General features: G+C 66.6%; 19 protein-coding genes. 4 read left to right on the forward strand and 15 right to left on the reverse strand.

Translation table 11 applies throughout. The features are described 5' to 3' along the window. Positions 1–20: 20 nt before the first annotated feature. The 15 genes from HKW67_RS00605 to HKW67_RS00675 form a co-directional block, all read right to left on the reverse strand. A complete protein-coding gene (locus HKW67_RS00605) occupies positions 21–1,193 on the reverse strand; it encodes a DegT/DnrJ/EryC1/StrS family aminotransferase (RefSeq protein WP_171223543.1) in 1,173 nt (390 codons plus the stop codon). Then, positions 1,186–1,857, reverse strand: coding sequence for an acetyltransferase (locus HKW67_RS00610; RefSeq protein WP_171223544.1), 672 nt, complete (start codon positions 1,855–1,857; stop codon positions 1,186–1,188). The genes HKW67_RS00605 and HKW67_RS00610 overlap by 8 nt, the downstream gene beginning before the upstream one ends. Continuing rightward, the gene (locus HKW67_RS00615; RefSeq protein ID WP_171223545.1) at positions 1,854–2,450 is read right to left on the reverse strand and encodes a sugar transferase; all 597 of its coding nucleotides are present in this window, start codon (positions 2,448–2,450) and stop codon (positions 1,854–1,856) included. The genes HKW67_RS00610 and HKW67_RS00615 overlap by 4 nt, the downstream gene beginning before the upstream one ends. Then, complete coding sequence (locus HKW67_RS00620; protein WP_171223546.1) at positions 2,450–4,891, reverse strand: glycosyltransferase; 2,442 nt, start codon at positions 4,889–4,891, stop codon at positions 2,450–2,452. Before HKW67_RS00620 ends, HKW67_RS00615 begins: the two co-directional genes overlap by 1 nt. A 5-nt stretch (positions 4,892–4,896) precedes the next feature. Beyond that, on the reverse strand, positions 4,897–6,006 hold the full coding sequence (locus HKW67_RS00625) for a GumC domain-containing protein (protein ID WP_171223547.1): 1,110 nt from the start codon (positions 6,004–6,006) through the stop codon (positions 4,897–4,899). Beyond that, positions 6,003–7,193, reverse strand: coding sequence for a glycosyltransferase (locus HKW67_RS00630; RefSeq protein ID WP_171223548.1), 1,191 nt, complete (start codon positions 7,191–7,193; stop codon positions 6,003–6,005). Before HKW67_RS00630 ends, HKW67_RS00625 begins: the two co-directional genes overlap by 4 nt. Further along, positions 7,190–8,419, reverse strand: a complete 1,230-nt coding sequence (locus tag HKW67_RS00635; RefSeq protein ID WP_171223549.1) for an O-antigen ligase family protein — start codon at positions 8,417–8,419, stop codon at positions 7,190–7,192. Before HKW67_RS00635 ends, HKW67_RS00630 begins: the two co-directional genes overlap by 4 nt. Further along, positions 8,416–9,501, reverse strand: coding sequence for a glycosyltransferase family 4 protein (locus HKW67_RS00640; RefSeq protein ID WP_171223550.1), 1,086 nt, complete (start codon positions 9,499–9,501; stop codon positions 8,416–8,418). The genes HKW67_RS00635 and HKW67_RS00640 overlap by 4 nt, the downstream gene beginning before the upstream one ends. Next, positions 9,498–10,904 carry a murein biosynthesis integral membrane protein MurJ gene (gene murJ, locus HKW67_RS00645; RefSeq protein WP_171223551.1) on the reverse strand — a complete coding sequence of 469 codons (1,407 nt, stop codon included), beginning with the start codon at positions 10,902–10,904 and terminating at the stop codon, positions 9,498–9,500. The genes HKW67_RS00640 and murJ overlap by 4 nt, the downstream gene beginning before the upstream one ends. Next, positions 10,904–12,826 (reverse strand): asparagine synthase (glutamine-hydrolyzing), encoded by a 1,923-nt coding sequence (gene asnB / locus HKW67_RS00650; RefSeq protein ID WP_171223552.1) that lies wholly within the window; start codon positions 12,824–12,826, stop codon positions 10,904–10,906. The genes murJ and asnB overlap by 1 nt, the downstream gene beginning before the upstream one ends. 298 nt (positions 12,827–13,124) lie before the next feature. Beyond that, entirely contained in the window at positions 13,125–14,429 is a 1,305-nt protein-coding gene (locus HKW67_RS00655) for a UDP-glucose dehydrogenase family protein (protein WP_171223553.1), read from the reverse strand. A 6-nt stretch (positions 14,430–14,435) separates the two neighbouring features. Continuing rightward, entirely contained in the window at positions 14,436–15,452 is a 1,017-nt protein-coding gene (locus HKW67_RS00660; protein ID WP_171223554.1) for an NAD-dependent epimerase, read from the reverse strand. A 34-nt stretch (positions 15,453–15,486) separates the two neighbouring features. Further along, positions 15,487–16,422 carry a DMT family transporter gene (locus tag HKW67_RS00665; protein WP_171223555.1) on the reverse strand — a complete coding sequence of 312 codons (936 nt, stop codon included), beginning with the start codon at positions 16,420–16,422 and terminating at the stop codon, positions 15,487–15,489. Next, positions 16,419–17,831 (reverse strand): magnesium transporter, encoded by a 1,413-nt coding sequence (gene mgtE / locus HKW67_RS00670; RefSeq protein WP_171223556.1) that lies wholly within the window; start codon positions 17,829–17,831, stop codon positions 16,419–16,421. Before mgtE ends, HKW67_RS00665 begins: the two co-directional genes overlap by 4 nt. A gap of 78 nt (positions 17,832–17,909) precedes the next feature. Further along, a complete protein-coding gene (locus HKW67_RS00675; RefSeq protein WP_171223557.1) occupies positions 17,910–18,149 on the reverse strand; it encodes a heavy metal-binding protein in 240 nt (79 codons plus the stop codon). Between the two features lie 51 nt (positions 18,150–18,200). Between HKW67_RS00675 and HKW67_RS00680 the strand changes: the two genes are divergently transcribed. Genes HKW67_RS00680 through HKW67_RS00695 form a run of 4 tightly spaced genes read left to right on the forward strand, consistent with a single transcriptional unit; the run spans position 18,201 to position 22,164 of the window. After that, complete coding sequence (locus HKW67_RS00680) at positions 18,201–19,142, forward strand: NAD(P)-dependent oxidoreductase (protein WP_269141426.1); 942 nt, start codon at positions 18,201–18,203, stop codon at positions 19,140–19,142. Beyond that, positions 19,139–20,395: a cysteine desulfurase-like protein gene (locus tag HKW67_RS00685; protein WP_171223559.1), complete on the forward strand. Its 1,257-nt coding sequence runs from the start codon at positions 19,139–19,141 to the stop codon at positions 20,393–20,395. The genes HKW67_RS00680 and HKW67_RS00685 overlap by 4 nt, the downstream gene beginning before the upstream one ends. Further along, a complete protein-coding gene (locus tag HKW67_RS00690; RefSeq protein ID WP_171223560.1) occupies positions 20,396–21,661 on the forward strand; it encodes a hypothetical protein in 1,266 nt (421 codons plus the stop codon). Beyond that, positions 21,658–22,164: an acyl-CoA thioesterase gene (locus HKW67_RS00695; protein WP_171223561.1), complete on the forward strand. Its 507-nt coding sequence runs from the start codon at positions 21,658–21,660 to the stop codon at positions 22,162–22,164. Before HKW67_RS00690 ends, HKW67_RS00695 begins: the two co-directional genes overlap by 4 nt. Position 22,165: the final 1 nt, after the last annotated feature.

The following is a 22,165-nucleotide window of genomic DNA, read 5'->3' on the forward strand; positions in this document are numbered from 1 at the left end:
GATTCAGCGGCGCCGCGGCATCACGCCGCGGCGCTTCTCGTCTGGGGGATTCCGACTCCGGCGCATGATCGCACGATGTCGATCACGCGATCCTGTTGTGCGACCGTGAGCGAGGAGCCACTCGGCAGGCAGAGTCCTGTCGCGAAGAGCGCATCGGACACGTGGCCGCCGATCACGCGACAGCCCGCGAACACCGGCTGCTGATGCATCGGCTTCCATACAGGCCGCGCTTCGATCTGCTGCGCCTCGAGGGCCAGCCGCACCGTCTCGAAATCGGCCCCAAAGCGCGCGGCGTCGATCGTGAGCGTGGTGAGCCACCGCGTGGAGCGCATGCCGCTGCGGCCGTACGTGGCCTCGGGCATGAGCGCGATGCCTGGCAACGCACCGATACTCACGCGGTAGCGGTCGAAGACGGCCCGTCGAGCGGCAACGCGTGCGTCGAGCTGTTCGAGCTGTCCGCGACCGATACCGGCCAACACGTTGCTGAGCCGATAGTTGTAGCCTACGTGACGGTGCTCGTAGTGCGGCACCGGCTCGCGTGCCTGCGTGGCCAGCGCGCGCACACGTTGCGCCACATGGGCATGCGGTGTGACCAGCATACCACCGCCCGACGTCGTGATGATCTTGTTGCCGTTGAACGAGTAGAAGCCGACATCGCCGAACGTGCCGGCGGCGCGACCGTCATACGTCGCACCGAGCGCTTCGGCCGCATCCTCGATCAGTAGCACGCTGTGGGCGGCGCAGGCGTCGGCAATCGGCCGCACGTCGGCGCACTGCCCGTACAGATGCACCAGCACCACCGCGCGTGGAAGCGCATTGCGTCGTGCCGCGTCCTGCAACGCCTCCACCAACAGCGCAGGGTCCATATTCCACGAGCTGGCGTCCGCATCGACAAACACCGGCACCGCGCCGACGTAGCGCACGGGGAACACCGATGCGGCAAAGGTCAGCGAGCTGACCCACACTTCATCACCGGCGCCGATGCCGAGCGCTTCGAGCGCGAGATGTAGCGCCGCCGTGCCGGAACTGAGGGCTACGCCATGCGCGGCGCCGGTATACGCGCAGAGCTCCTGCTCGAACGCATCCACGTGCGGACCGAGTGGCGCGATCCAGTTCGTCCGGAACGCCTCGAGCACCAATTGTTCTTCGCGCTCGCCGAGATGCGGCGGCGAGAGATAGATGCGTTCATGCATGCTTGTCACGATGCCAGCCCTGTGGGCGTTCTTTGATCGTCTTGGCCGGAACGCCGACCGCGGTCACATTCGCCGGCAGGTCGCGGCACACCACCGCGCCCGAGCCGACGATACTCCACTCACCAATCGAAACACCCTGGATCACCTGACTGCCGGTGCCCACGTCGGTCCCTTCGCCCACCCTGACGTTTCCACTGATGTTCACGCCAGGCGCGAGGGTGGCGTAGTCGCACAGCACATCGTCATGTGAGACCGTACAGCCGATTCCGACGGTCACGAACGCACCCACCCGAATGTCCACGGTGAACACGGCCCCCGCGCCGACGACGGTGCCCTCGCCGAGTGAGACGCGCCGTCCCATCACGACCGACGGATGCACGATGGTCGGGAACGTCGTGAGTGGACTTCGCACGCGCTGCACCAGTCGATGCTTCAGAGCGGGGTTGCCCACGGCGACCACGACTGCCACCGGCGTCGTGCGCGCACGCACCCACTCGCTACTCCCGATAATGGGCAAGTCTCCAGAGATCGTGCCGTGAAGCGCGATATCGTCGGAAAGAAATCCGCGTACCGACCAGCGTGATTCGCACGCATTGATGTCTTCCAGTATCTGTGCGACTTCACGACCGAGGCCGCCGGCGCCGTAGATCACGATCTCGTTCATCGCGCCTTCCCCTCGAAGGTCGCCATCGTGGCTTCTCCCTTGGCGCTCACGCCCGTACGCCGCAGCACCGTCGTGAATGTGCGCATGAGAATCTGCAGGTCGAGCGTGAGCGACTGATGCTCGACATACCACACGTCGAGGCGGAATCGCTCTTCCCACGAGACCGCGTTGCGTCCATGCACCTGCGCCCATCCGGTCACGCCCGGGCGTGACTCGTGACGACGGGCCTGCTCGGGGGTATAGCGATCGAGATACTCCATCAGCAGCGGACGTGGGCCAACCAAGGACATGTCACCACGTAGCACGTTCCACAGTTCCGGCACTTCATCGAGACTCGTAGAGCGCAGCAGCTTCCCGAATGGCGTGAGACGATCCGCATCCGGCAACGGACGACCGTCGCGGCCGACCGCATCGCGCATCGTGCGGAACTTGACCATCGTGAACGGACGGCCGTGCAGCCCCGGGCGCCGTTGGCGGAACAACACCGGAGTGCCCAGGTTCACGCGCACCGCGAGCGCCACGATCAGCAGCAGCGGCGAGGCGATGAGCAGTACCGACGCGGCGATGACGATGTCGAGCGTGCGCTTGATCATCACGCCGCCCGTCCGTGAACTTCTGCGCTTGGCTCCGCCGCGCCCGATCGATCGACATCCAGGGCGATACCACGCAGTGCGGCCTCGTACAACTGGTCGTGGAGCGTCAGGACGTGTGTCAGCGCCGCCTCCCGCTCGATCCACTCAGCGGCACGGTCAGCGCGCGCGCGCGCGTCCGATGGCTGTCGCAGCAGATCGGCCAGCGCGTCCGCCAGTTCGGCGACATGACCGGTGCGATAGCTCCTGCCACGTCCCTGTGCCACGAGATCACGCGATCCGCGGGCGTCGGACGTAATCACCGGTACGCGCATTGCCATGGCCTCGAGCAGGCAGCGTGGGAGGCCTTCGCGCTGAGACGGCAGCAGCAGCGCATCCGTGCTGGCCACGACGGCGGCCACATCGCGACAATGGCCCAGGAAGCGCACGTGCTCCGATACACCACGTGCGACGGCAAGGGACTCAATCGTGGCGCGACGCGGGCCGTCGCCGAGAAACAGTATCGTCGGCATCGTCGTCGCCCGTTTGGCGAGCAATGCGAGCGCTTCGATCACGTCCGCTTGACGCTTGTTGCGGTTGAACTCCGCCACGACGGCAACGAGCGACTGGCCTTCGCTGAAACCGAGCGTATGCCGCATGGTACGCCGATCGACGGCCGACGCGGCACGATAATGCCGGGTGTCAACGCCGATACCGGGGTGCTGCACAATCCGGTCGTTCGGCGCCAGACGATCGCGCGTCGCCAGCGCGAAGTCGTCGGCATTTATGACTACCAGATAGTCGGTCCAGGCGGCCGCCCGACGCTCGACCACTCGGAACAGCACGTTGCGCAACCGACTCGCGCCCGGATACGCGTGAAAGCCGTGCGCCGTGTAGATCACCTTCGTGGACGGTGCGCGATCGCGCAGTGCGAAACGCGTGATCCACGCCGCGATCGGCGTATGCACATGCACGAGATCGTATGCGCCATCGGCCACGATGGCGCGCACCTGTCGTGGCGCGCCCCAGATCGCACACAGCGTACGCCACGCATGCCCTGCGCCGCCCACGCGACGCTGCCATGAGGCGTCGAAGAGGCGATCGTATCGGGCAGCGAGTCCGGGGTGCGACGTGGCGCCCGCCGCCAGTGCGTCCACCTGCCATCCGCGCGCACGGAAGTGATCGGCGAAGGGCAATAGGAACGCATCCAGCGTCGTGCTGATGGTGGTCACCACCAGCACGCGTGGTGCGCGCTTGGCGGGCGATGCACCGTGCCACTGCACCGATACCGCGCCGGCGCTCGTCGAGGCCCACAGGCGTGCATACGCCGTGCACTCGAGGGGGGCCGTGTAGTGCGCGTGGATGCGTGCCGTCGCCAGTCGCCCGCGCTCCGCGCGCTCCTCCCCGTGGTTTACGAGACGGAACGCCGCCTCAGCCAACGCGATGACATCTCCGACTGCGGCGACGTCTCCACTCTGACCAACGAGTTGCGCCGCGTCGCCCACGTCGGTGACAACACAGGGCACGCCGCAGCTCATCGCCTCGGCCACGGCATTGGGGCTCCCTTCACTGCGCGACGTAAGCATCACGATGTCGCACGCGTTGTAAACGGCGGGCATGTCGCGGCGTTCGCCACAGCGTACCACGCGACCGGCCAGGGCTGGCACCTCGGAGACCCGCTGCGCCATCGCCGCGTCGAGCGCCGATGGCTGTGCTGCGCTGCCCGCTTCGGTGCCCGTGCCGACCAACAGGAAGTGGACTGACGAGTTTCGCACCGCGAGATACGCGGCCACGCGAAGAAAGGTGTCGTGGTCCTTGAGCGGATCTACTCGTGCAGCCATACCGATGACGACGGCGTTCGCCGGCAATCCAAGCGACACGCGCGTGGCGGCTCTGCTCGCCGTATCCGGCTTGAAGCGCTCGGCATCGACACCGTTGGGAATCACGACCGTGCGCGCTGCAGCATATCCGAGCGCTTCGTGTTGCCGCGCCGCGCGAGACGAGTTGTAGATCACCGCTTTCGGGTGACTCGAAAATCGCGCCATGAGCTGAATGAGCCAACGGAGCTTTCGTGGCTCTGCGTCCCACGCATCAAGCGCGTGCCGCACGTTCCAGAGCACCGGCCACCGCTCGTGACTTGTCATCGAGAGCAACGAGGCGGCAAGGCTCGCGTGGTACATCCATCCCTGAACCACATCAGCCCGTACGTCGCGCGCGATCGACCGCAGGTCGTGCAACGCCTGCCACGAGGCGTGTCCGCGCGCGAGCCCGAGTGCCCAGACGCGTACGCCCATCGCCTCCAGTTCGTCCGCTCTGGTGCCACGTGTCGTCAGCGACACCACGGCGTGACGCGACGGATCCTCCGCGCCGCGAATGACACGGACGAGGCTCGCCTCGGCACCACCGGTACCAAGGCCGGTGATGATATGCAGGAGACGTGGCGACGCGTCGGACCGGAGCATCATGCCGGTCAGGCCGCGCGCGACGTATCGTCAGAACGGGTCTTGGACATCATCCGCCATGGACGGCGGAGATCGCCCGCGGCCTCGGCGGCCAGCGACTCCATCTCCGCCGACAGCGCCGGGTTCAGCACGGCAAGACGCCGACGCCACTCACCGGCCACCACCAGCGCCAGCAGGAGCGTGGTCGACACGATCGCCGCGAATAGCGCCTTCAGGACGAGTCGCCGGCTATCGGGGAGCGCCGGTCGGACCGGAGCCTCGACCACCGTGATCACCGGCAGATTGCGGCTCTCCTCGAGGCGTGCTTGCTCCAGGCCCTGCGCGAGTCCGGACACCACCTGCTGACGCAGGCTTACTTCGCGGCGAAGCCGATCTTCCTGCAACACCAGCTGTGGAGCACCGCTGAAGACGCGATTGCTGCGCAGGAAGTCCTCGAGACGGTCTTCGGCCACACGCAATTCACCTCGCGCCATCGACAGCCGTGCGTCGGTGAACACGCGTTCCTGCGACGCCTGCGCTTGCTGCGCCAGCACATTCAGGCGATTCAACTCTTCGAGGGCCCGTGCCGCGACCTGGCGTGCCAGTTCAGGGTCGTCGAGTCGAACCGCCAGTCGCACCAGACCAGTTTTGATCCCCACGCTCGCGCTGACCATCGTACGCAACTGGCGCAGGGCGAGTTCGGCGCGGCGTGCCGTATCGGCCACGCCCGGCACCAAGTGTACGGCGAGATCGACTGGGTTGCCGCTCGCGGCGGTGTAGCGGCTGGTCAGCAGCTGTCGCATCATCCCGTCGCCACGCAACACGTCGGCGTAGAAGTCGGGCGACTGTCCCGCCTGCGCGTTGGGCACGTTCACGCCGAACTGCGCCGCCAGTCCCGCCAAGCGCGAGATGCCCCCTCCCGGCGACTGCGCGACGAACGTGGCTTGCGAGACCCATTGGCGGTCGGCCAGCAGTCCGACGCCGACAACGATAGCAGCCACAATGATTGGCACGACGAGCAGCAGCCGTCGCTTGCGCAGTGCCAGTCGCAGCACGTCGAGAGCCGTCAACGTGGTGTGCGGTGACGGGGGCAGGATGCCGCCCGTGACCACGGCGGAAGAAATCGGTGTCGGTGTCATACGGTGTTCACCTGAAACAAGGACTGCAGGGCGGCAGCAGTGCGCGATGCCGCTGCCCCGAGACTGAAATTGGAGACGATGTGGGTGCGATTGTCCTGCGCGAGCGCCGACGAGCGGCGCACGAGCAGTCGAGACAACCCCATGGCGAAGGCGTCCGCGTCACCGACCGGTGCGACTTCGCCGAGGCCGGAGACGATGTCTGCCGACGCACCACAGTTCGTGACGATGGCCGGTACTCCGCACGACATCGCTTCCGCCACAACATTCGGAAACCCCTCGCGACGCGATGTCAACGCGAGGATGTCGAAGGCGGGATAGATCGTGCTGGCGTCCGCCTGACCGCCGACGAAGTGCACGCGACTCGCGATGCCAAGCGACTCGGCGATGCGCTCGAGCGAATCGACGCGCTCTGGATCCCCATGGCCCACGCAGACGAGGTGACACGGGAGGTCACGCACGCAGGCTACGGCAAATGCGCGGAGCAGTAGTTCGTGATCCTTTACCGGATCCAGACGACCGACGTGTCCGACTACGGCCGCGTCCGTCGGAATCGACCAGGTGCGGCGCCAGTGCTCGCGCGACGGCGCCGACGGCACGAACCGCGTGACATCGATGCCGTTCGGCACGACGACGCCATGCGGTGCGTCGGGCACGACGAGGCGGTAGCTGTCGAGCCCCGCGCGGCTGTTGGCGATCAGGAGATCCGCGCGCGGCGAGGAGTATTTGGCGAGCGTCCGGACCACACGTGCCTTGAGCTGCGTCGGACGTGCGTCGTAGTCGCTGGTGCGAAGCCCGAGCACAACGCGGGGGCGCCGCGCTCTTGGCAGACGCGAGACCGCCGCCAGCGCCAGCAGCCATTGGACTTCCAGAAACGCGTACACCACCTGCGGCTGGGATGCCGAAAGCCGTCGCGTCAGCGCCGGTATGGCGGTGAGCGCGAGACCGGCGACGCGCGGCATGACATGCAGCGTGAGCCCGAGAGACTCCGCCATGGGGCGCAGGGCGCCATCTGCCAGGGCCACGAGTTCAACCGTATGACCATCGCGCTGCAGTCCGGCTGCCAGTGCGATGGCCTGCGTCTCGGCGCCACCGATACCCAGTCCACCCAGCAGCATCATCACCCGCAATTGGGATGGTGCGGCGGATGGATTCCGAGTGACTGCGCGGTCGCTCATCGTGGCGTTCATGGCACAGACTCGGGATCGTGCTGATCCGGGAGGGCGGTGATGAGCGCAAGGCCGATCAACACGAAGGTGTCGTCGGCGACGTTATGCGAGAACAGCCCCCAGAGGGCCACGAAGGTGACGAAGGCTTGCGCCGCGCCGTGGTACACACGGGACGCACGTTGCCGGTGACGCGGCCACGCCAGCAAGAGCAGCGCAGGCATCAACAGCGCCCCAAGCACACCGTACTCGGCGAGGTGCCGGACATAGATGTTGTGCGTAGACTCGGGTTCGTTCCACTCGACCGTGGCTCCGGTGCCGTACCCGGTGAGCGGACGATCGCCGAACATATCGAGGGCGTGCATCGCCAGCTGTGAACGCGACGAGGCACTGACATCCGCACTGAATTCTTCACGCGACCCGATGCCGAGTCGTTGCTTCACGAAGCGCTCGGCGCCACCGCTCAGGTAGCTCAGCTCTCCGCTGGCCATCATCGCGCCCATCACCGACGCGACAAGTAGCGTGCTGCCGCCGGACAGCAAGGACAGACGCTTCACGCGCAGCATGCGCGAAGCAAGCAGCACAGCGACGACGATGCCGAAGCAGAGTAGGGCACCACGCGACAGCGTGAGAAAGACGCCGGCGCCGACGAGCAGCACAAAGGCCTCGCGCAGGCGCGCCGGCACAACCGGGAAGGCCAGCAGCATGCCGCTCACGAGTGCGGCGCCGGCAATGTTCGGGTTGACGTAGAAGCTGGCCGATCGACCGAGCGCCATACTGAACGTCATCGGGTGCGTGATCTCCCAGACGTTGATCGCCACCGTAAGCAGGGTGCATACCGCAATGGCGCGGCGCGTGAGCGTCCGCGTTGAGGCATCGGCCATCAGCAGCGAGAATCCCACCAGCAGCATGGCTGACAGCGTGCGCGTCTGCGCCTCCTGCAGTGCCACTTCACTGCCCGAAGACCAGAGAAAGGCGAGCATGGCGAAACACGCACTCGCGGCGCTCCAGATCTTCACGCGCGCGCCGCCAACTCGCGCCGGTTCGAGCAGCAGCGCGGCGCCGGCGCAGGCGAGCACCACCAGCATGAACGCCAGTGGTGGGAGCGGAAGCGCCCCGGTGTTGAAGGCCCACGTGCTGAAGCCTGAGAACAGAAAGGCAACTGCCACCAACGCACCGACGTGTCGGGCGACACGTGCCAGCTTCGAGGTGCGGTCGATGACGATCGTGGGAATCATGACGGCGGTCATGCGGCGCGCCTCCGCGAGGCAACGAACACGTTGTCCCACGCTTGCAGCATACGCGCCGGTGCGAATCGCTGCGTCGACACGCGCGCCGAGTCACCGAGGCGACTCCGGAGCGCCGGATCATCCAGCACGCGCGTCATGGCACCGGCGAGCGCGACGGCGTCATCCACCGGCACGAGCAACCCGACGTCATCGTGCTCCAGCAGGTCCGACGGCCCGGAGTCGCAGTCGGTCGCAACACAGGCGCAGCCGCAGGCCATGGCTTCGAGCAGTACGTTCGGGAAGCCCTCGTAGCGCGATGACAGCACGAACACCGCCGATCCGGCCAGTACCTCGTCCACCGCTGACGTCCGGCCAGGGAGTGACACCACGGCATCCAGCCCGAGCTCCCGTACCTGCGCTTCCAGCGACGCGCGCAGCGGCCCTTCACCGCTGATCACCAGACGCCACGCCGGGTGTGAGCGGTGCACGAGTGCAAAGGCACGGAGTAGGTTGTCGAACCCCTTCTGCGGCACCAATCGCCCCACGGCAGCGATCGTCGCAGCACGGTTGCCGGCGGTGACCGGCGGCGCGGCGACCTCGCGCAGCGGATTGCCGATCACGTGCACGCGGGAAGCTGAGACGTGCGTCTCCGCCCACGAGCGCACGCGCTCCGTCTGCACGACCAAGGCGGTCGCCCCACGATAGGTAAGGCGTCGCAGGGCCGACCACGCGGTGCCGATGTCGTGCCGTCGCGGATCGATGCGCTCTGAGATCACGACGGGAACGCCAAGCCCACGCGCAGCAAGCAGCGTGCTCACATTGGTGCGGTCGGTGAAGCTCACGATGACATCGAGGACAACGCTGCGCAGGGCACGTCGCAGTGTGCGCAGTCGCGCGGCGTTAGCGCGGATGGCTCCAATTGGCGACGAGCTCACGCCGGCGATGTCGAGCGCTACGCGCGTGACGCCGTCTGGTACCGCGTGGAAGTCCTGCCGCCCGTCATCGAACGTGAACAACGTGACGGTGTCGCCGCGCGCCGCCCACGCGGTGCACAGCGACAACATGACGCGCTCGGCGCCACCCGATCCAAGCGATGCAATCACGCAGCCGATGCGCACGATGCCTCCGCGACACGGGTGAGTGGAGGCTTGGATCCGGGCTGCACCGCGTGGCGCGACTCCGCTTCCGCTGCGCGCAACCGCCGGTGTGCGACGACGGCGAGATACGCGCACGAGACCGCGTACACGGCGGCGGTGGAGAGCGCGATGCCAGCGACACCGTACCGGCGCATGAACACCACGTTCAGGGCGATGTTCACGACAAGATTGATCGCCGAGCCGATGGTCAGTAGACGGTTCGCCTGCAGCGCGGATATCAGTCGCACATACAGAATGCCGAGCAGATGTCCCGGGACCTGCAGCAAGTACGCTGCCTGAACCCGCGAGACTGTCGCCGTTTCCGCCGCGGAGAAGGCGCCGCGCTCAAAGAGCAGCTGGACGATCGGTGCCGAGAAGAGCACCAACGCGATCGTCACCGGAATGGTGGTACCGAGCAGCAGCCAACGGAGTCGGCGTTCGAGCTCACGCAGCGCCGTCCACTCCGCGCGCGCTACCAGCGCCGAGAGATGCGGCAGCAGCGTGGTACTGAGTGCCATCGCCCCGACGGTCATGAGCACGGAGCTGACCTTGGTGCCGTAGCCGAGCGCCGAGACGCTTCCTACCGGCAGCCACGCGGCCATCGTCTGATCCACCAGCGTGGTGGCGCTCATCAGGATCGCGCCGGCAACCGCCGGCAGGTATTGCACACGCACGCGGTCAAGCGCGGCGCTCAGCGCGGTGCGCTCGTCGTGGGGAACATGGGACATCGAGACGCCGCGAATCGAGAGTCCGCGCGACCGCAGCGCCCAGGCGAGCCAGCCGGCCTGCACGAGCGTACCGGCAAGCAGGCCCGCTACCAGCGTCCACACCGTCGGGTCGGGCACCAAGACGATACCGACGGCAATGCCAAGCGGCTGTGCAATCGGCGCGAAGGCGCTGGCGCCATATGCTCCCTCGGCGGCCAGCAGGCCGCTCCATGCGGCGCAAAGGCCTTGCAGCAGGGTGAACGGCGCGAGCACCAGGGCGAGGAGCGGAAGCATGGCGCGCGTTTCGGCGTCGAGGCGCGCGCCGGGGAGCCAGCCGAGCAGCAGGGACGCGATAGCGGCGACCCCGGAGAGCACGACAAGCCAGCGATAGCTCCGTCGCAGCACGGCGCCGGCGAGCAGCATGGCCGACAAGGTGCCGCGATGCTCGCGTTGCGCGATGTAAGCGGGCGTGAGCGCCGCCGGCAGCGTGCCAGCGGCGACACTGATGAGAAACGTGGGGATGACCAGTGCAAGCAGAAACGCATCGAGGGCAGCGCCGTTGCCGAACTGCGCGGCCACGAGACCGTCCTTGAGCAACGCCACGAGCTTCACCGCAGCCGTCAGTCCGCCAACCGCGAACGCGGCACGAAGCAGGCCGCGCATCAGCCTCGTCTCCATGCTTGAAACATCAACAGATGCCACAGCGACGGTGCCCAATTCCGCGTGCCGTCGCGATGCTCCTTCCACGTTTGCAGCACTGGCTCGGCGCGGAAGATACCGTCGCGTCGCAATGCCTCCGGCGACAATAGATCGTCCGCCCAGTCCCGCAAGGGACCGCGCAGCCATTCGGCGATTGGCACGCCGAAGCCTTGTTTGGGCCGGTCGATCAGTGCGCGCGGCACGTAGCGGTCCAGCACCTGTCGGACGATCCACTTACCCTGACCGTCGCGCTGCCAGCAATTCACCGGCAGCTGCCACGCAAACTCGGCCACCCGATGATCGAGCAACGGCGCGCGTGTCTCGAGACTGGCGGCCATCGCGGCACGGTCGACCTTCACGAGAATGTCATCAGGCATGTAGCTGACCTGATCGCGGAACATCATGTCGGCCAGTAGTCCGCCTCGCCCCGCGTTGAACGGAGCGCGGATGGCCGTGTCCTGCTCGTCGACGCCGGGCAGCAGCTCCTGCGGATGCCGCCACGCCGACACCAGATGCAGGTAGAAGTCCGGGAACGTGCGCGTGTCGATCAGCGTGGCCAGCTTGTGCATGCGATCGCCGGTGACACCGCGCGCCACGAGCCCCATTGGGCCGAGCGCGCGATTCCACGTACCGGCGCCCACGGAGGTCACCAGCGCGCGCGTTGCCCGACGCATCGAGAGGGGCAGGCGGGTCAGTCGCGGCCAGGCGCGCATCGCCAGCGGGTAGCGTGAATACCCGCCAAAGAGTTCGTCGCCGCCATCGCCGCTGAGCGCCACCGTGACATGCTCGCGCGCGAGCTTCGAGACGAGCACAGTGGGGATCTGCGACGAGTCGGCAAACGGCTCGTTGTAAATCGATGGGAGTCGCGGAATCACATCGAGCGCGTCCTGCGCCGTCACGAACATGGTCGTGTGTTCGGTGCCGAGGTGACGCGCTACCGCTTCGGCGTGCGGCGCCTCGTCGAACGCCGACTCGCGAAATCCGATGGTGAAGGTGCGCACCGGCCGCGCACTCTGCGCCTGCATCAGCGCCACGATCAAGGACGAATCGATGCCGCCGGAGAGAAACGCGCCGAGGGGAACATCCGCGACCATCTGGTCAGCCACGGCGCCACGCAACAGCGTGTCGAGATGCTCCACGCGATCCGCGTCACTTCCGGCCAACGGGGTCGCCAGTCCGGCCAAGGCGGTGTCGCGCACCGTCCAATAGCGCGTCTGCTGTGCGCTGCCGTATACCGGCTGCGAAAAGGTGGCGATCGTGCCTGGCTCGAGTTTGACGACATCGCGCAGCATCGACATCGGCGCCGGCACGTAACCGTGACGAAGGTAGGCGGCGAGTGCGGCCGGCTCGATGTCGCTGGAGACGCCCGGGAGTGTGCGCAGCGCCGACAGTTCCGACGCGAACGCCAGTCCGCCCTGACACCGTCCGATGTAGAGCGGCTTCTCGCCGAAGCGGTCACGGGCGAGGGCGAGTTGTCCGGCCTCGCGATCCCACAGGGCGATGGCGAACATGCCCACGCATTGGCCGAGTGCGGCTTCGAACCCGTCGCGCTCGATAAGCGCGAGCAGTACTTCCGTGTCGGAGTGGCCGCGAAAGGTCGCGCCCTGCGCGTGCAGCGTCTCGCGAAGCGCGCGGTAGTTGTAGATCTCGCCGTTGAACACGAGCCAGAAGCGACCGGAGGTCGACATCATGGGCTGCTGGCCAAGGGGGCTGAGATCGACGATCGACAGGCGGCGATGACCGAGTGCGATGCCGCGTGGCGCATCGAGCCACGCGCCGGATGCGTCGGGCCCCCGATGCACCAAGGCATCGGTCATGCGGGTCAGTGCAGCTCGCGCTGCATCTTCGTCGCACGCGCCCGTCCAGAATCCGGCAATCCCGCACATGTCAGGTCAGTGACTCGGGTCCTTCGAGTACCTGTGTAACGGAAGAACCTGCCGTGTGACGGGCAGTTCCTTCCGTGTATCGTGCCCGGCGTCGGCCACGTTCTCGGGGGTCAGTGAGAAGACGACTTTACTAACGGTATGTCACGTAAGGACTTGCAAAATCTCGTCGCCGACGGCGGTGACGTGTCCCTGCATGGTCATCCCTCCCACTCCCTGTGAGAAAAGCACGGGCTGTGCCAACACAAAACGCCCGGCCGAGAGGGCCGGGCGCTGTGCGGAATCGTGCGGAAATGGAGACCTACGGTCGACCGATGCTCGTGTACCGGAAGCCCAGCGCTCGCACATCCTCTGCGCGATACACGTTGCGAAGGTCCACCAGCACCTTCTGCGTCATGGATGAACCGACGCGATCAAGATCGAGCGCGCGGAACTCGTTCCACTCGGTAATGATCACCAGCACGTCGGCACCCACCGCGGCGTCGTACGCATCATCGCACCAGTGGACGCCGGGCAGCAGCGCCTTCGCTTCATGCATCGCGGCCGGATCGTAGGCCCGCACGATGGCGCCGGCGTCCTGCAGGGCCGGTACGATCGCCAGACTCGGCGCGTCGCGCATGTCGTCGGTGTTCGGTTTGAACGCCACGCCAAGTACGCCGATCGTCTTGCCGCGCACCGAGCCGCCGCACGCGGCGATCACGCGTGACGCCATCGCGCCCTTTCGCGTGTCGTTCACCTGCACCACGGTCTCCACGAGCCGCGCCGGCGATCCGTATTCCTGCGCCGTGCGCACCAGCGCGATGGTGTCCTTCGGGAAGCACGAGCCGCCGTACCCTGGACCGGCGTGCAAGAACTTCTTGCCGATACGACCGTCGAGCCCCATGCCGCGCGCGACATCCTGCACGTTGGCACCGACCTTCTCGCAGAGATCCGCGATCTCGTTGATGAACGTGATCTTCGTGGCAAGAAACGCGTTGGCGGCGTACTTCGTGAGCTCCGCCGTCTCGAGCGTCGTCATCACGACCGGCGTCTCCATGAGATAGAGCGGACGATACAGCGCCTGCATTACGGCCCGCGCACGATCGGTCTCGGCCCCGATGACCACGCGATCGGGACGCATGAAATCACCGATCGCCGAGCCTTCGCGCAGGAACTCGGGATTCGACGCCACGTCGAACTCGGCGGCCGGGTTGGCGCCGCGAATGAGCTCGGCCACCCGGCGGCCGGTACCGACCGGCACCGTGCTCTTCGTGACCACGACCGTGTAGCCCTGCAGCGACTTGGCAATCTCGATCGCGGCGGCCTCCACGTAGCGCAGGTCAGCATGTCCGTCACCGCGACGCGAGGGCGTGCCGACGGCGATGAACACGGCATCCGCTTCCGACACCGCCTTGGCGAGGTCGGTCGTGAACGACAGACGACCACTCTTGATGCCCTTGGCCACCAGCGCATCGAGACCCGGTTCGTAAATCGGGATCTCGCCCTTCAGCAGCCGCTCGATCTTGGCCGCATCGACGTCTACACAGGTCACGTCGGGGCCGAACTCGGCAAAACAGGCACCGGACACGAGGCCGACATAACCTGTGCCGATCATGGCAATCTTCATGATACGTCAGTCTCCGATCTGGAAGTACTCGCGATACCAGGCGACGAAGTTCGCCACGCCCGTTTCAATCGGCGTCTTCGGCGCGAAACCGACGTCGCGCACCAGCGCGTCCACGTTCGCATATGTCGCCGGCACGTCGCCGGGCTGCAGCGGCAGCATGCGCTTCTCCGCCGTGCGGCCCAGCGACTTTTCGATGGTCTCGATGAGATACATCAATTCCACCGGGTTGTTGTTGCCGATGTTGTAGATCCGGTACGGCGCTTTGCTCGTGGCCGGATCGGGTGCGTCGGAGTTCCACTCCGGGTTCGGCTCGGCGGTGTGATCGCTGGTGCGAATCACCCCTTCCACGATGTCGTCGATGTACGTGAAGTCACGCTGCATCTTGCCGTGATTGAACACGTCGATCGGCTTGCCCTCGAGAATGGCCTTGGTAAACAGGAACATGGCCATATCCGGACGGCCCCACGGACCGTACACCGTGAAGAAGCGAAGTCCGGTGGTGGGCAGTCCATACAGATGGCTGTACGTGTGCGCCATCAACTCGTTGGCCTTCTTCGTGGCGGCATACAGCGACACCGGATGGTCGATGTTCTGATGCACCGAGAAGGGCATGGCGGTGTTGGCGCCATACACGCTCGACGACGACGCGTAGGTGAGATGCTGCACGCCGGTGTGTCGGCACCCTTCGAGGATGTTGATGAACCCGACGAGGTTGCTCTCGATGTAGGCGTGCGGATTGGTGATCGAGTATCGCACGCCGGCCTGCGCCGCCAGGTTGATCACGCGATCGAAGCGCTCTTCGCGAAAGAGACGCTCCACGCCGTCACGATCGGCCAGGTCCATGCGGAACAGACGGAATCCCGGCTTGGCTGAGAGTCGCGCGATGCGCGCCTCCTTCAGCGTGGGATCATAGTAGTCGTTGACGTTGTCGAGGCCCACCACTTCATCACCGCGGGCGAGCAGCCGCTCGCTGGTATGATAGCCGATGAAGCCCGCGGCTCCGGTCACCAGAATTTTTGCCATGCGCTGATCGCCATTCGGGAAGAAAGGTCGGGTGCTACGTGTCCGCTGCCGACGATTGAGCGGGGCGGTGCGCCACGGGCGGCCGTTGCAAAAGCAGGACCGCGCCCATGATCGCGACACCACCGATCAAGGTACCGGTACCCACCGACTGCCGCAGCAGCACCAGGCCCAGCATCGTCGTCCAGAACGGTTCCACGGTGGATGTGATCGCCGTACGAACGGGACCCAATACCCGGAGCCCCGCCAAAAACGTGACGAAGGATATGGCTGTCAGCACCCCCTGCAGCGCACTCAACCCGAAGGCGGTGCCATCGGGAATACGAAAGAGCGTGCCGGTGACGACGGCCCAGGTCGCGAACAGCATCGCCCCTCCCACGGCAATGGCCCGGGACACGTCGATGGCCTCGCGCTGGCGCTGCAACGTGCCAAGGACGGGGATATAGATGGCATAGACCAGCGCCGCGGTAAGCACTGCCGCGACGCCCAGCGCATTGAGCGACGCCGCACTCGGCGCGCCCACCATGAAGCCGATGCCGCCCAGCGCCAGCACAAGCGCGGTCACGCGGGTGCGATCGAGACGCTCGATACCGCGCAAGGCCGTGATGACCGCGACCCAGGCCGGGAACGTGTAGAACAGAAACGACACCGTGGCCGCCGGAAGCCACTGCAGCGCGAGCAGCGCCAGCGTGGCGATCGTCGCTTGACCGCCCCCTGCCACAAGCAGAATGCGCGGTGTGAACCAGGGGGCCACGCCGCTGCGCCGGGGAGTCCCGCGCCACCAGCCGTAGGCGACCAGCAGCACGGCGCTCGTGGTGTATCGCCAGGCCTGTACCGACTCCAGCGCCATGCCGTGGCCGATCGCGATCACGGTGAGCGGGGAGATGCTGCCGAAGCAACAGGCACTCAGCACGACCAGCAGCGTCGCCCGCAGCAATTGCGCGGACGACGAGGCTTCCTGCTCTGGACTCACAGCAGCGTGCCGCTGAGAAGCAGGTAGGCGATACTGAAGTAGATGCTGATCGCGGAGACGTCGACGAGCGTGGCGACAAGGGGAGCCGAGGCGCTGGCCGGGTCGAAGTTGAAGCGTTTGAGCAGGAACGGAAGCATCGAGCCGGTCAGTGACCCCACAAGGACGATGCCGACCAGCGCCAGCCCAACCGTGACGGCAATCATGAACGAGTGCGGCCCGTAGTCGTACAGCCCGAGCGCATTCCAGACGAGAATCCGTCCAAACGCGATCGCGCCGAGCAGCAAGCCGAGGATGATGCCGGCCGGCAGTTCACGAAGCACCACACGCCACCAGTCGTCCAGGTGCACTTCCCCCAGCGCCATGGCACGAATGATCAGCGACGTGGCCTGAGAGCCGGAATTGCCGCCAGAGCTCATGACGAGCGGAATGAACTGCGACAGCAGCAGCACGCGACCGAGTTCGCCCTCGTAGCGTACCATCACGGACGCCGTGAGCATCTCGCTCACAGCCAGCACGGCCAGCCAGCCGCCACGCTTGCGCACGTTCTGCCAGAGGCCGATCTGCATGTAAGGCTCTTCGAGCGCCTCCATACCACCGAACTTCTGCGCGTCTTCCGTGCCTTCTTCCTGGATGACGTCGATGACGTCGTCGACCGTGACCACGCCCAGCAGCCGCTTCTCCGCATCCACGACCGGCAGCGCGACGAGGTCGTAGTTCGACGTAATCTGCGAGACCTCTTCCTGTGAGAGGTCGGGTGCGACGCTCACGACCTCGCTCCAGGCGAGTTCGCTCAGGGGAGTACCGTCGGGTGACGCCAACAGCTCACGCAGCGACAAGACGCCGCGCAGACGTCCGTTGCCGTCGATGGTGTAGACCGTGTACATGGCTTCGCGACGGCCGGCCCGCGACATGGCCCGCACCGCGACCAGCGCTTCTTCGGCCGTGAGATTCTCGTCGACCGACACAAACTCGGTGGTCATCAGACCGCCGGCCGTGTATGGGTCGTACTCCAACAGCCGCTCGGTCTCGGCTTTCTCCTCGGGCTCGAACTCGGCGAGGATCTCGTCAGCCGTCTCGTCGTCGAGCTCCTCGAGCGCGTCGGCCCGCTCGTCGGGCGTCATCTCCGACATGATCGAGGCGGCTTCGACGGCCGTCAGCTCCTCGAGCACCATGGTGCGGAGGCTCTCGTCGAGATACTCGAGGACCTCGCCCGCCCGCTCCTTCGGCAGCGCCGACAGGAACGCGCGCACCATATCCTCCGGCAGCGCCTCCGCGATGTCGGCGAGGTCGGCCGGGTGCATCTCCTCCGTCTGCGGTCCGATGCTCTCCGGGTGCTCCTCGAGCAACTCGAGAAGATCCGGCACGATCAGCGCCGCGAGCGGCCGGTCTTTGTTTGCGTGAGGTGGCATCGGCGAAGGGCGGCGGTCTGGCGGTCAAGTTAGTTGGACGCACCCAGCGATCAAAGGCACAAGGCGGACCGGCCGTCGTTACAAAATGGGCAGGACCCTCGCCTCGACCCGGATACTCCGGACCGACACCCCAGCGGCGTCGAGGGCGGCGTCCAGCGCCGGACGATCGAGGTCGCCCTCCACTTCCAGCACGGCTCCCTGCATGGTGACTTCGGCGCTCAGCACCCCGGGAACGGCCCCCAGCGCCGTCCACACCGCGCGCACGGCGTGAACGGCCACGAGGCCGTCGAGCTGCACGTGGATCCGTTGACGTGGCATCTTTCAATCTCCACGATCAGCCCCGCCACCTCAACCGGCTGATCGACGGCGCTGTGCCCCTTTACCCGTCTCGCAATGCCTCGCGTCGCCTTTCTCGGACTCGGTGCTATCGGCACTCCGATGGCCCGTCACCTTGCACGTCCTGAATTCGATCTGGCCGTGTGGAATCGCACCGGCCCCAAGGCCGAAGCCATGGCGAGCGAGCTCGGGGTGCGTCACGCGCTCACGCCGGCCGACGCCGCGCGCGAATGCGATGTCGTGATCACCTGTCTGCCGGTGTCGCGCAACGTGGAAGCGCTGCTCGACGGCCCTGACGGCTTGCTGGCCACCATGCGGTCGGGTGCCGTGCTCGTGGACTGCACCTCGGGCGACGCGGCCACATCGCGCCGCATGGCCGCGCGGCTCGCCGAACGCGGCATCGGCTTTCTCGACGCGCCCGTATCGGGTGGCGTGGTCGGGGCCGAGCAGGGCGCGCTGACCGTCATGGTAGGGGGCGATGCGGCCACGCTCGAGCGTGTACATCCGGTGTTGGCCTGCTTCGGCAAGCGCATCGTGCATTGCGGCGCGGTCGGCGCCGGGGATGCGCTCAAGGCGGTGAACAACGCCCTGCTCGCGATGCACATCTGGGGTACGGCGGAAGGGCTCGTCGCGCTCGAGAAAGCCGGTGTGAAGGCTGAGATCGCCCTCGATGTGATCAACACGTCGAGCGGCCGATCCAACAGCAGCATGAACCTCTTCCCGGAGCGCGTGCTCACGCGCGCTTTTCCTCGCACCTTCCGGCTGGCGTTGCTCGACAAGGACGTCGGCATCGCGGCCGACCTCGCCCGTGAGCACCAGGTGCCGTCACCGCTGCTCCAACTCACCGCCGAACTCTTTCGCATGGCGCACAACGAACTCGGCGAAGAGGCCGATCACGTGGAGGCGGCGAAGGTCGTCGAGCGGCTCGGTGGCGCGCAGATCGGTGGCGCGCAGATCGGTGGTCGCCAGTCATGAGTACGACCGCCGTGGTCAGTGCCGTCGCGTCGGTGGACGCCATCCGCGCGCAATTCCCGGCGCTCGCGCGTCGTGAAGGCGCGCACCCGGTGGCGTTCTTCGACGGACCGGGCGGCACGCAGGTGCCGCGTGTCGTCGCCGAGGCGATGACCGACTATCTGCTGCATCACAACGCCAATACGCACTGGGTCTATCCCACCAGCGTCGAGACCGATGCGATGCTTGCTGCGGCGCGGGTGACGCTGGCCGATTTCCTCGGCGCCACGCCCGGGGAGATCTCGTTCGGCGCGAACATGACCACGATCCTGTTTCACGTGGCTCGCGCCATCGGGCGATCGCTCAAGCCCGGCGACGAAATCATTGTCACCGAGTTGGATCACCATGCGAACGTGGCGCCGTGGCAGGCGCTGGCCAAGGAACGCGGCGCCGTGCTCAAGTGGCTGCCCCTCGACCTCGAGACGTATCGTCACGAAGTGGGGGCACTCGAGGCGCTGTTGTCGCCGCGTACGAAGGTCGTGGCCATCGGCGCCGCCTCGAACATTCTCGGCACGGTGAGTGATGTGGCGGCAATGGTGGCGCTGGCGAAGACGGTCGGTGCGATCACCGTGATCGACGCCGTGCACTACGCCCCGCACGCGCTGGTCGACGTGAAAGCGATCGGCGCCGATTTCGTGCTGTGCAGTGCGTACAAGTTCTACGGGCCGCATATCGGCATCTGCTATGGACGACATGATGCCACTGCCGCGCTTGACGTTCCGCGCCTCGAACCGGCCCCCGATTATGTACCGGAGATTCTCGAGACCGGCACGCAGAATCACGAGGGCATCGTGGGCGCCGCCGCCGCCGTGGACTTCCTGGCCAGCCTCGCCATCGACGGCACGGCCTCCCGGCGTGAGCGACTCAGCACGGTCATGCACGCGTTGCACGAGCGCGGCGATGCGCTGCTGCGCGAACTGTGGGTCGGACTGCATGCCATCGACGGTGTGACCGTGTTCGGGCCGCCGCCGGGCACGGCGCGGACGCCGACCGTCTCCTTTCACGTGCAGGGACACGAGTCGGAGCAGGTCGCGCGCTTCCTCGCACCGCGCGGCGTGTACGTGTCGAACGGCGATTTCTACGCGGCCACTGTGGCGCGCCGGCTTGGCCTCGCCCACGAGGGACTCGTGCGCGTAGGGTGCTCCTGCTACAGCACCGCCAGCGAGATCGCGCGGCTGCTCGACGGCGTGCGCGCGCTCGTGCAGGGAACGGCCTGAATGATGCCGCCCATCCTGCGTGCCCTGTCGCATAGGACAACGTTATGGACATCGCGCCGCGCGCGCGCATTCGTCGCGTGTTCGGCGGTCGTGGCGGCAGCGCTGGCGGCTGCCTGTAGCGATCGCGCGTCGAGTGGCGAGGCGTTGCCGCCGGCGGAGTTTCTCTTCGCCGCCGGTGACTCCACGTACTGGGTGCGCAGCGGCGTCGACGGCATGCGCGTGCGCAGCGCACCGATCCTGCTGACCGAAGTCGATGGCCGGATGTTCGAGATCTTCCTCGGCGACGACGGCGCGGAGTATCCCGACGCGTCGTTCGCGAGTGCGCGCCTCTGGTCACGTGAACTGCAGCATCGCGACAGCACGCTGCTGTTCGGCGACTCCACCGTGATTCACGAACTCGCGGCGTGGCGTCGCGCCCATCCTCGCGATGCCGAGATCGATCCGGCCGACGAAGAGATGCCCGATGATCCGCGCACGGTGGTGAGCGACGAAATCGAAATCATCGACGTACACGGACCATATATCACCGTCGAACATCTGCTCAACGTCGACATCGACGCCGGGCCGCCGCATCGGCACGAAGGTCGCCGGATGGTGGTCGACGTGCGCAGTGGCGCGACGGCATCGCTGGAGGTGCTGGTGGGCGCTGACGAGTCGCGACGCGTCACCGCCGCCGCGCAGGCGTCGCTGGCGCAACTGGTGGACTCGATCCGTACCGCTGGCGCCGCTGGCGATGAACGGGCGTCGGTCGCCACCGAGTCACTCGACGGCTTCCGGTTCGACGCGACCAGCTTTGGTCTCACCGATATCGGGCGTGATCCCGCCGTGGCATTCATGGTGCCGGGACATGGCACCGACGGCGAAGCACTCGCACTGTATTTGCCGCCGATCACGGTGAAGGCGCCGGTGTGGTGGAAGTCAGTGCGCGCCACGTTGCCCGAGTGGGCCAAGGACTCGGTGCGGGTCACCTGGGATCGGGCCAAGTACGAGGTGGCCGCGCGTCCCTCGGCTGACGGCGACGCGCTGGCCCTCGTGCTGATCGGCGGCGCTGGCGGCAAGGCGCACGAATGGCCGATCGCCACGGTCGCCGCACCGGCGTACCAGCTCATTCCGTTGGACACGCCGCCGATCGACAGTGCCGCGCGTGCCGCGCTGTCGCGCGCCTTCGACATTTCGACGTCGCTCGACGGCCTCGTGCAGCGCGCCAGCTGGCCGCATCGCGCGATCACCCCGCTGCGAGCCACTTCATTCTCAAGAACCCGATGACCGACTCGTTGCCCGCGCGTCTTTCGCGCCCGGTGTCCGCTTCGCAGCACGTCACGAGCGAGCTCATCATGCCGCACGATGCAAACATCCTCGGCCACGCGTTCGGTGGTGCCATCATGGCGATGGTCGACAAGGCGGCGGCCGTGTCGGCGTTCCGTCACGCGCGTACGGCGTGCGTCACCGCATCGATCGACCGCGTGGATTTTCGTGAGCCGATTCACGTGGGGGATCTCGTGACCTGTCAGGCGTCGGTGAATTTTGTCGGCACGACATCGATGGAAATCGGCGTGCGCGTAGAGGCTGAAGATCTCATCACCGGCGCGCGTCGCCATACGAACACCTGCTATCTCACGTTCGTCGCCATTGACCGAAACGGCCGGCCGGTACCGATCGCCCTGGTGCAGCCGGAAGCCGACGATCAGTTCCGCCGGTACGACGCCGCGCAGGCCCGTCGGCGTCGCCGGCTCGAAGAACGGCAGGATGAGGCGCGCGCCGATCGCTAGC

The sequence above is a fragment of the Gemmatimonas groenlandica genome (assembly GCF_013004105.1).
Lineage (GTDB): Bacteria > Gemmatimonadota > Gemmatimonadetes > Gemmatimonadales > Gemmatimonadaceae > Gemmatimonas > Gemmatimonas groenlandica.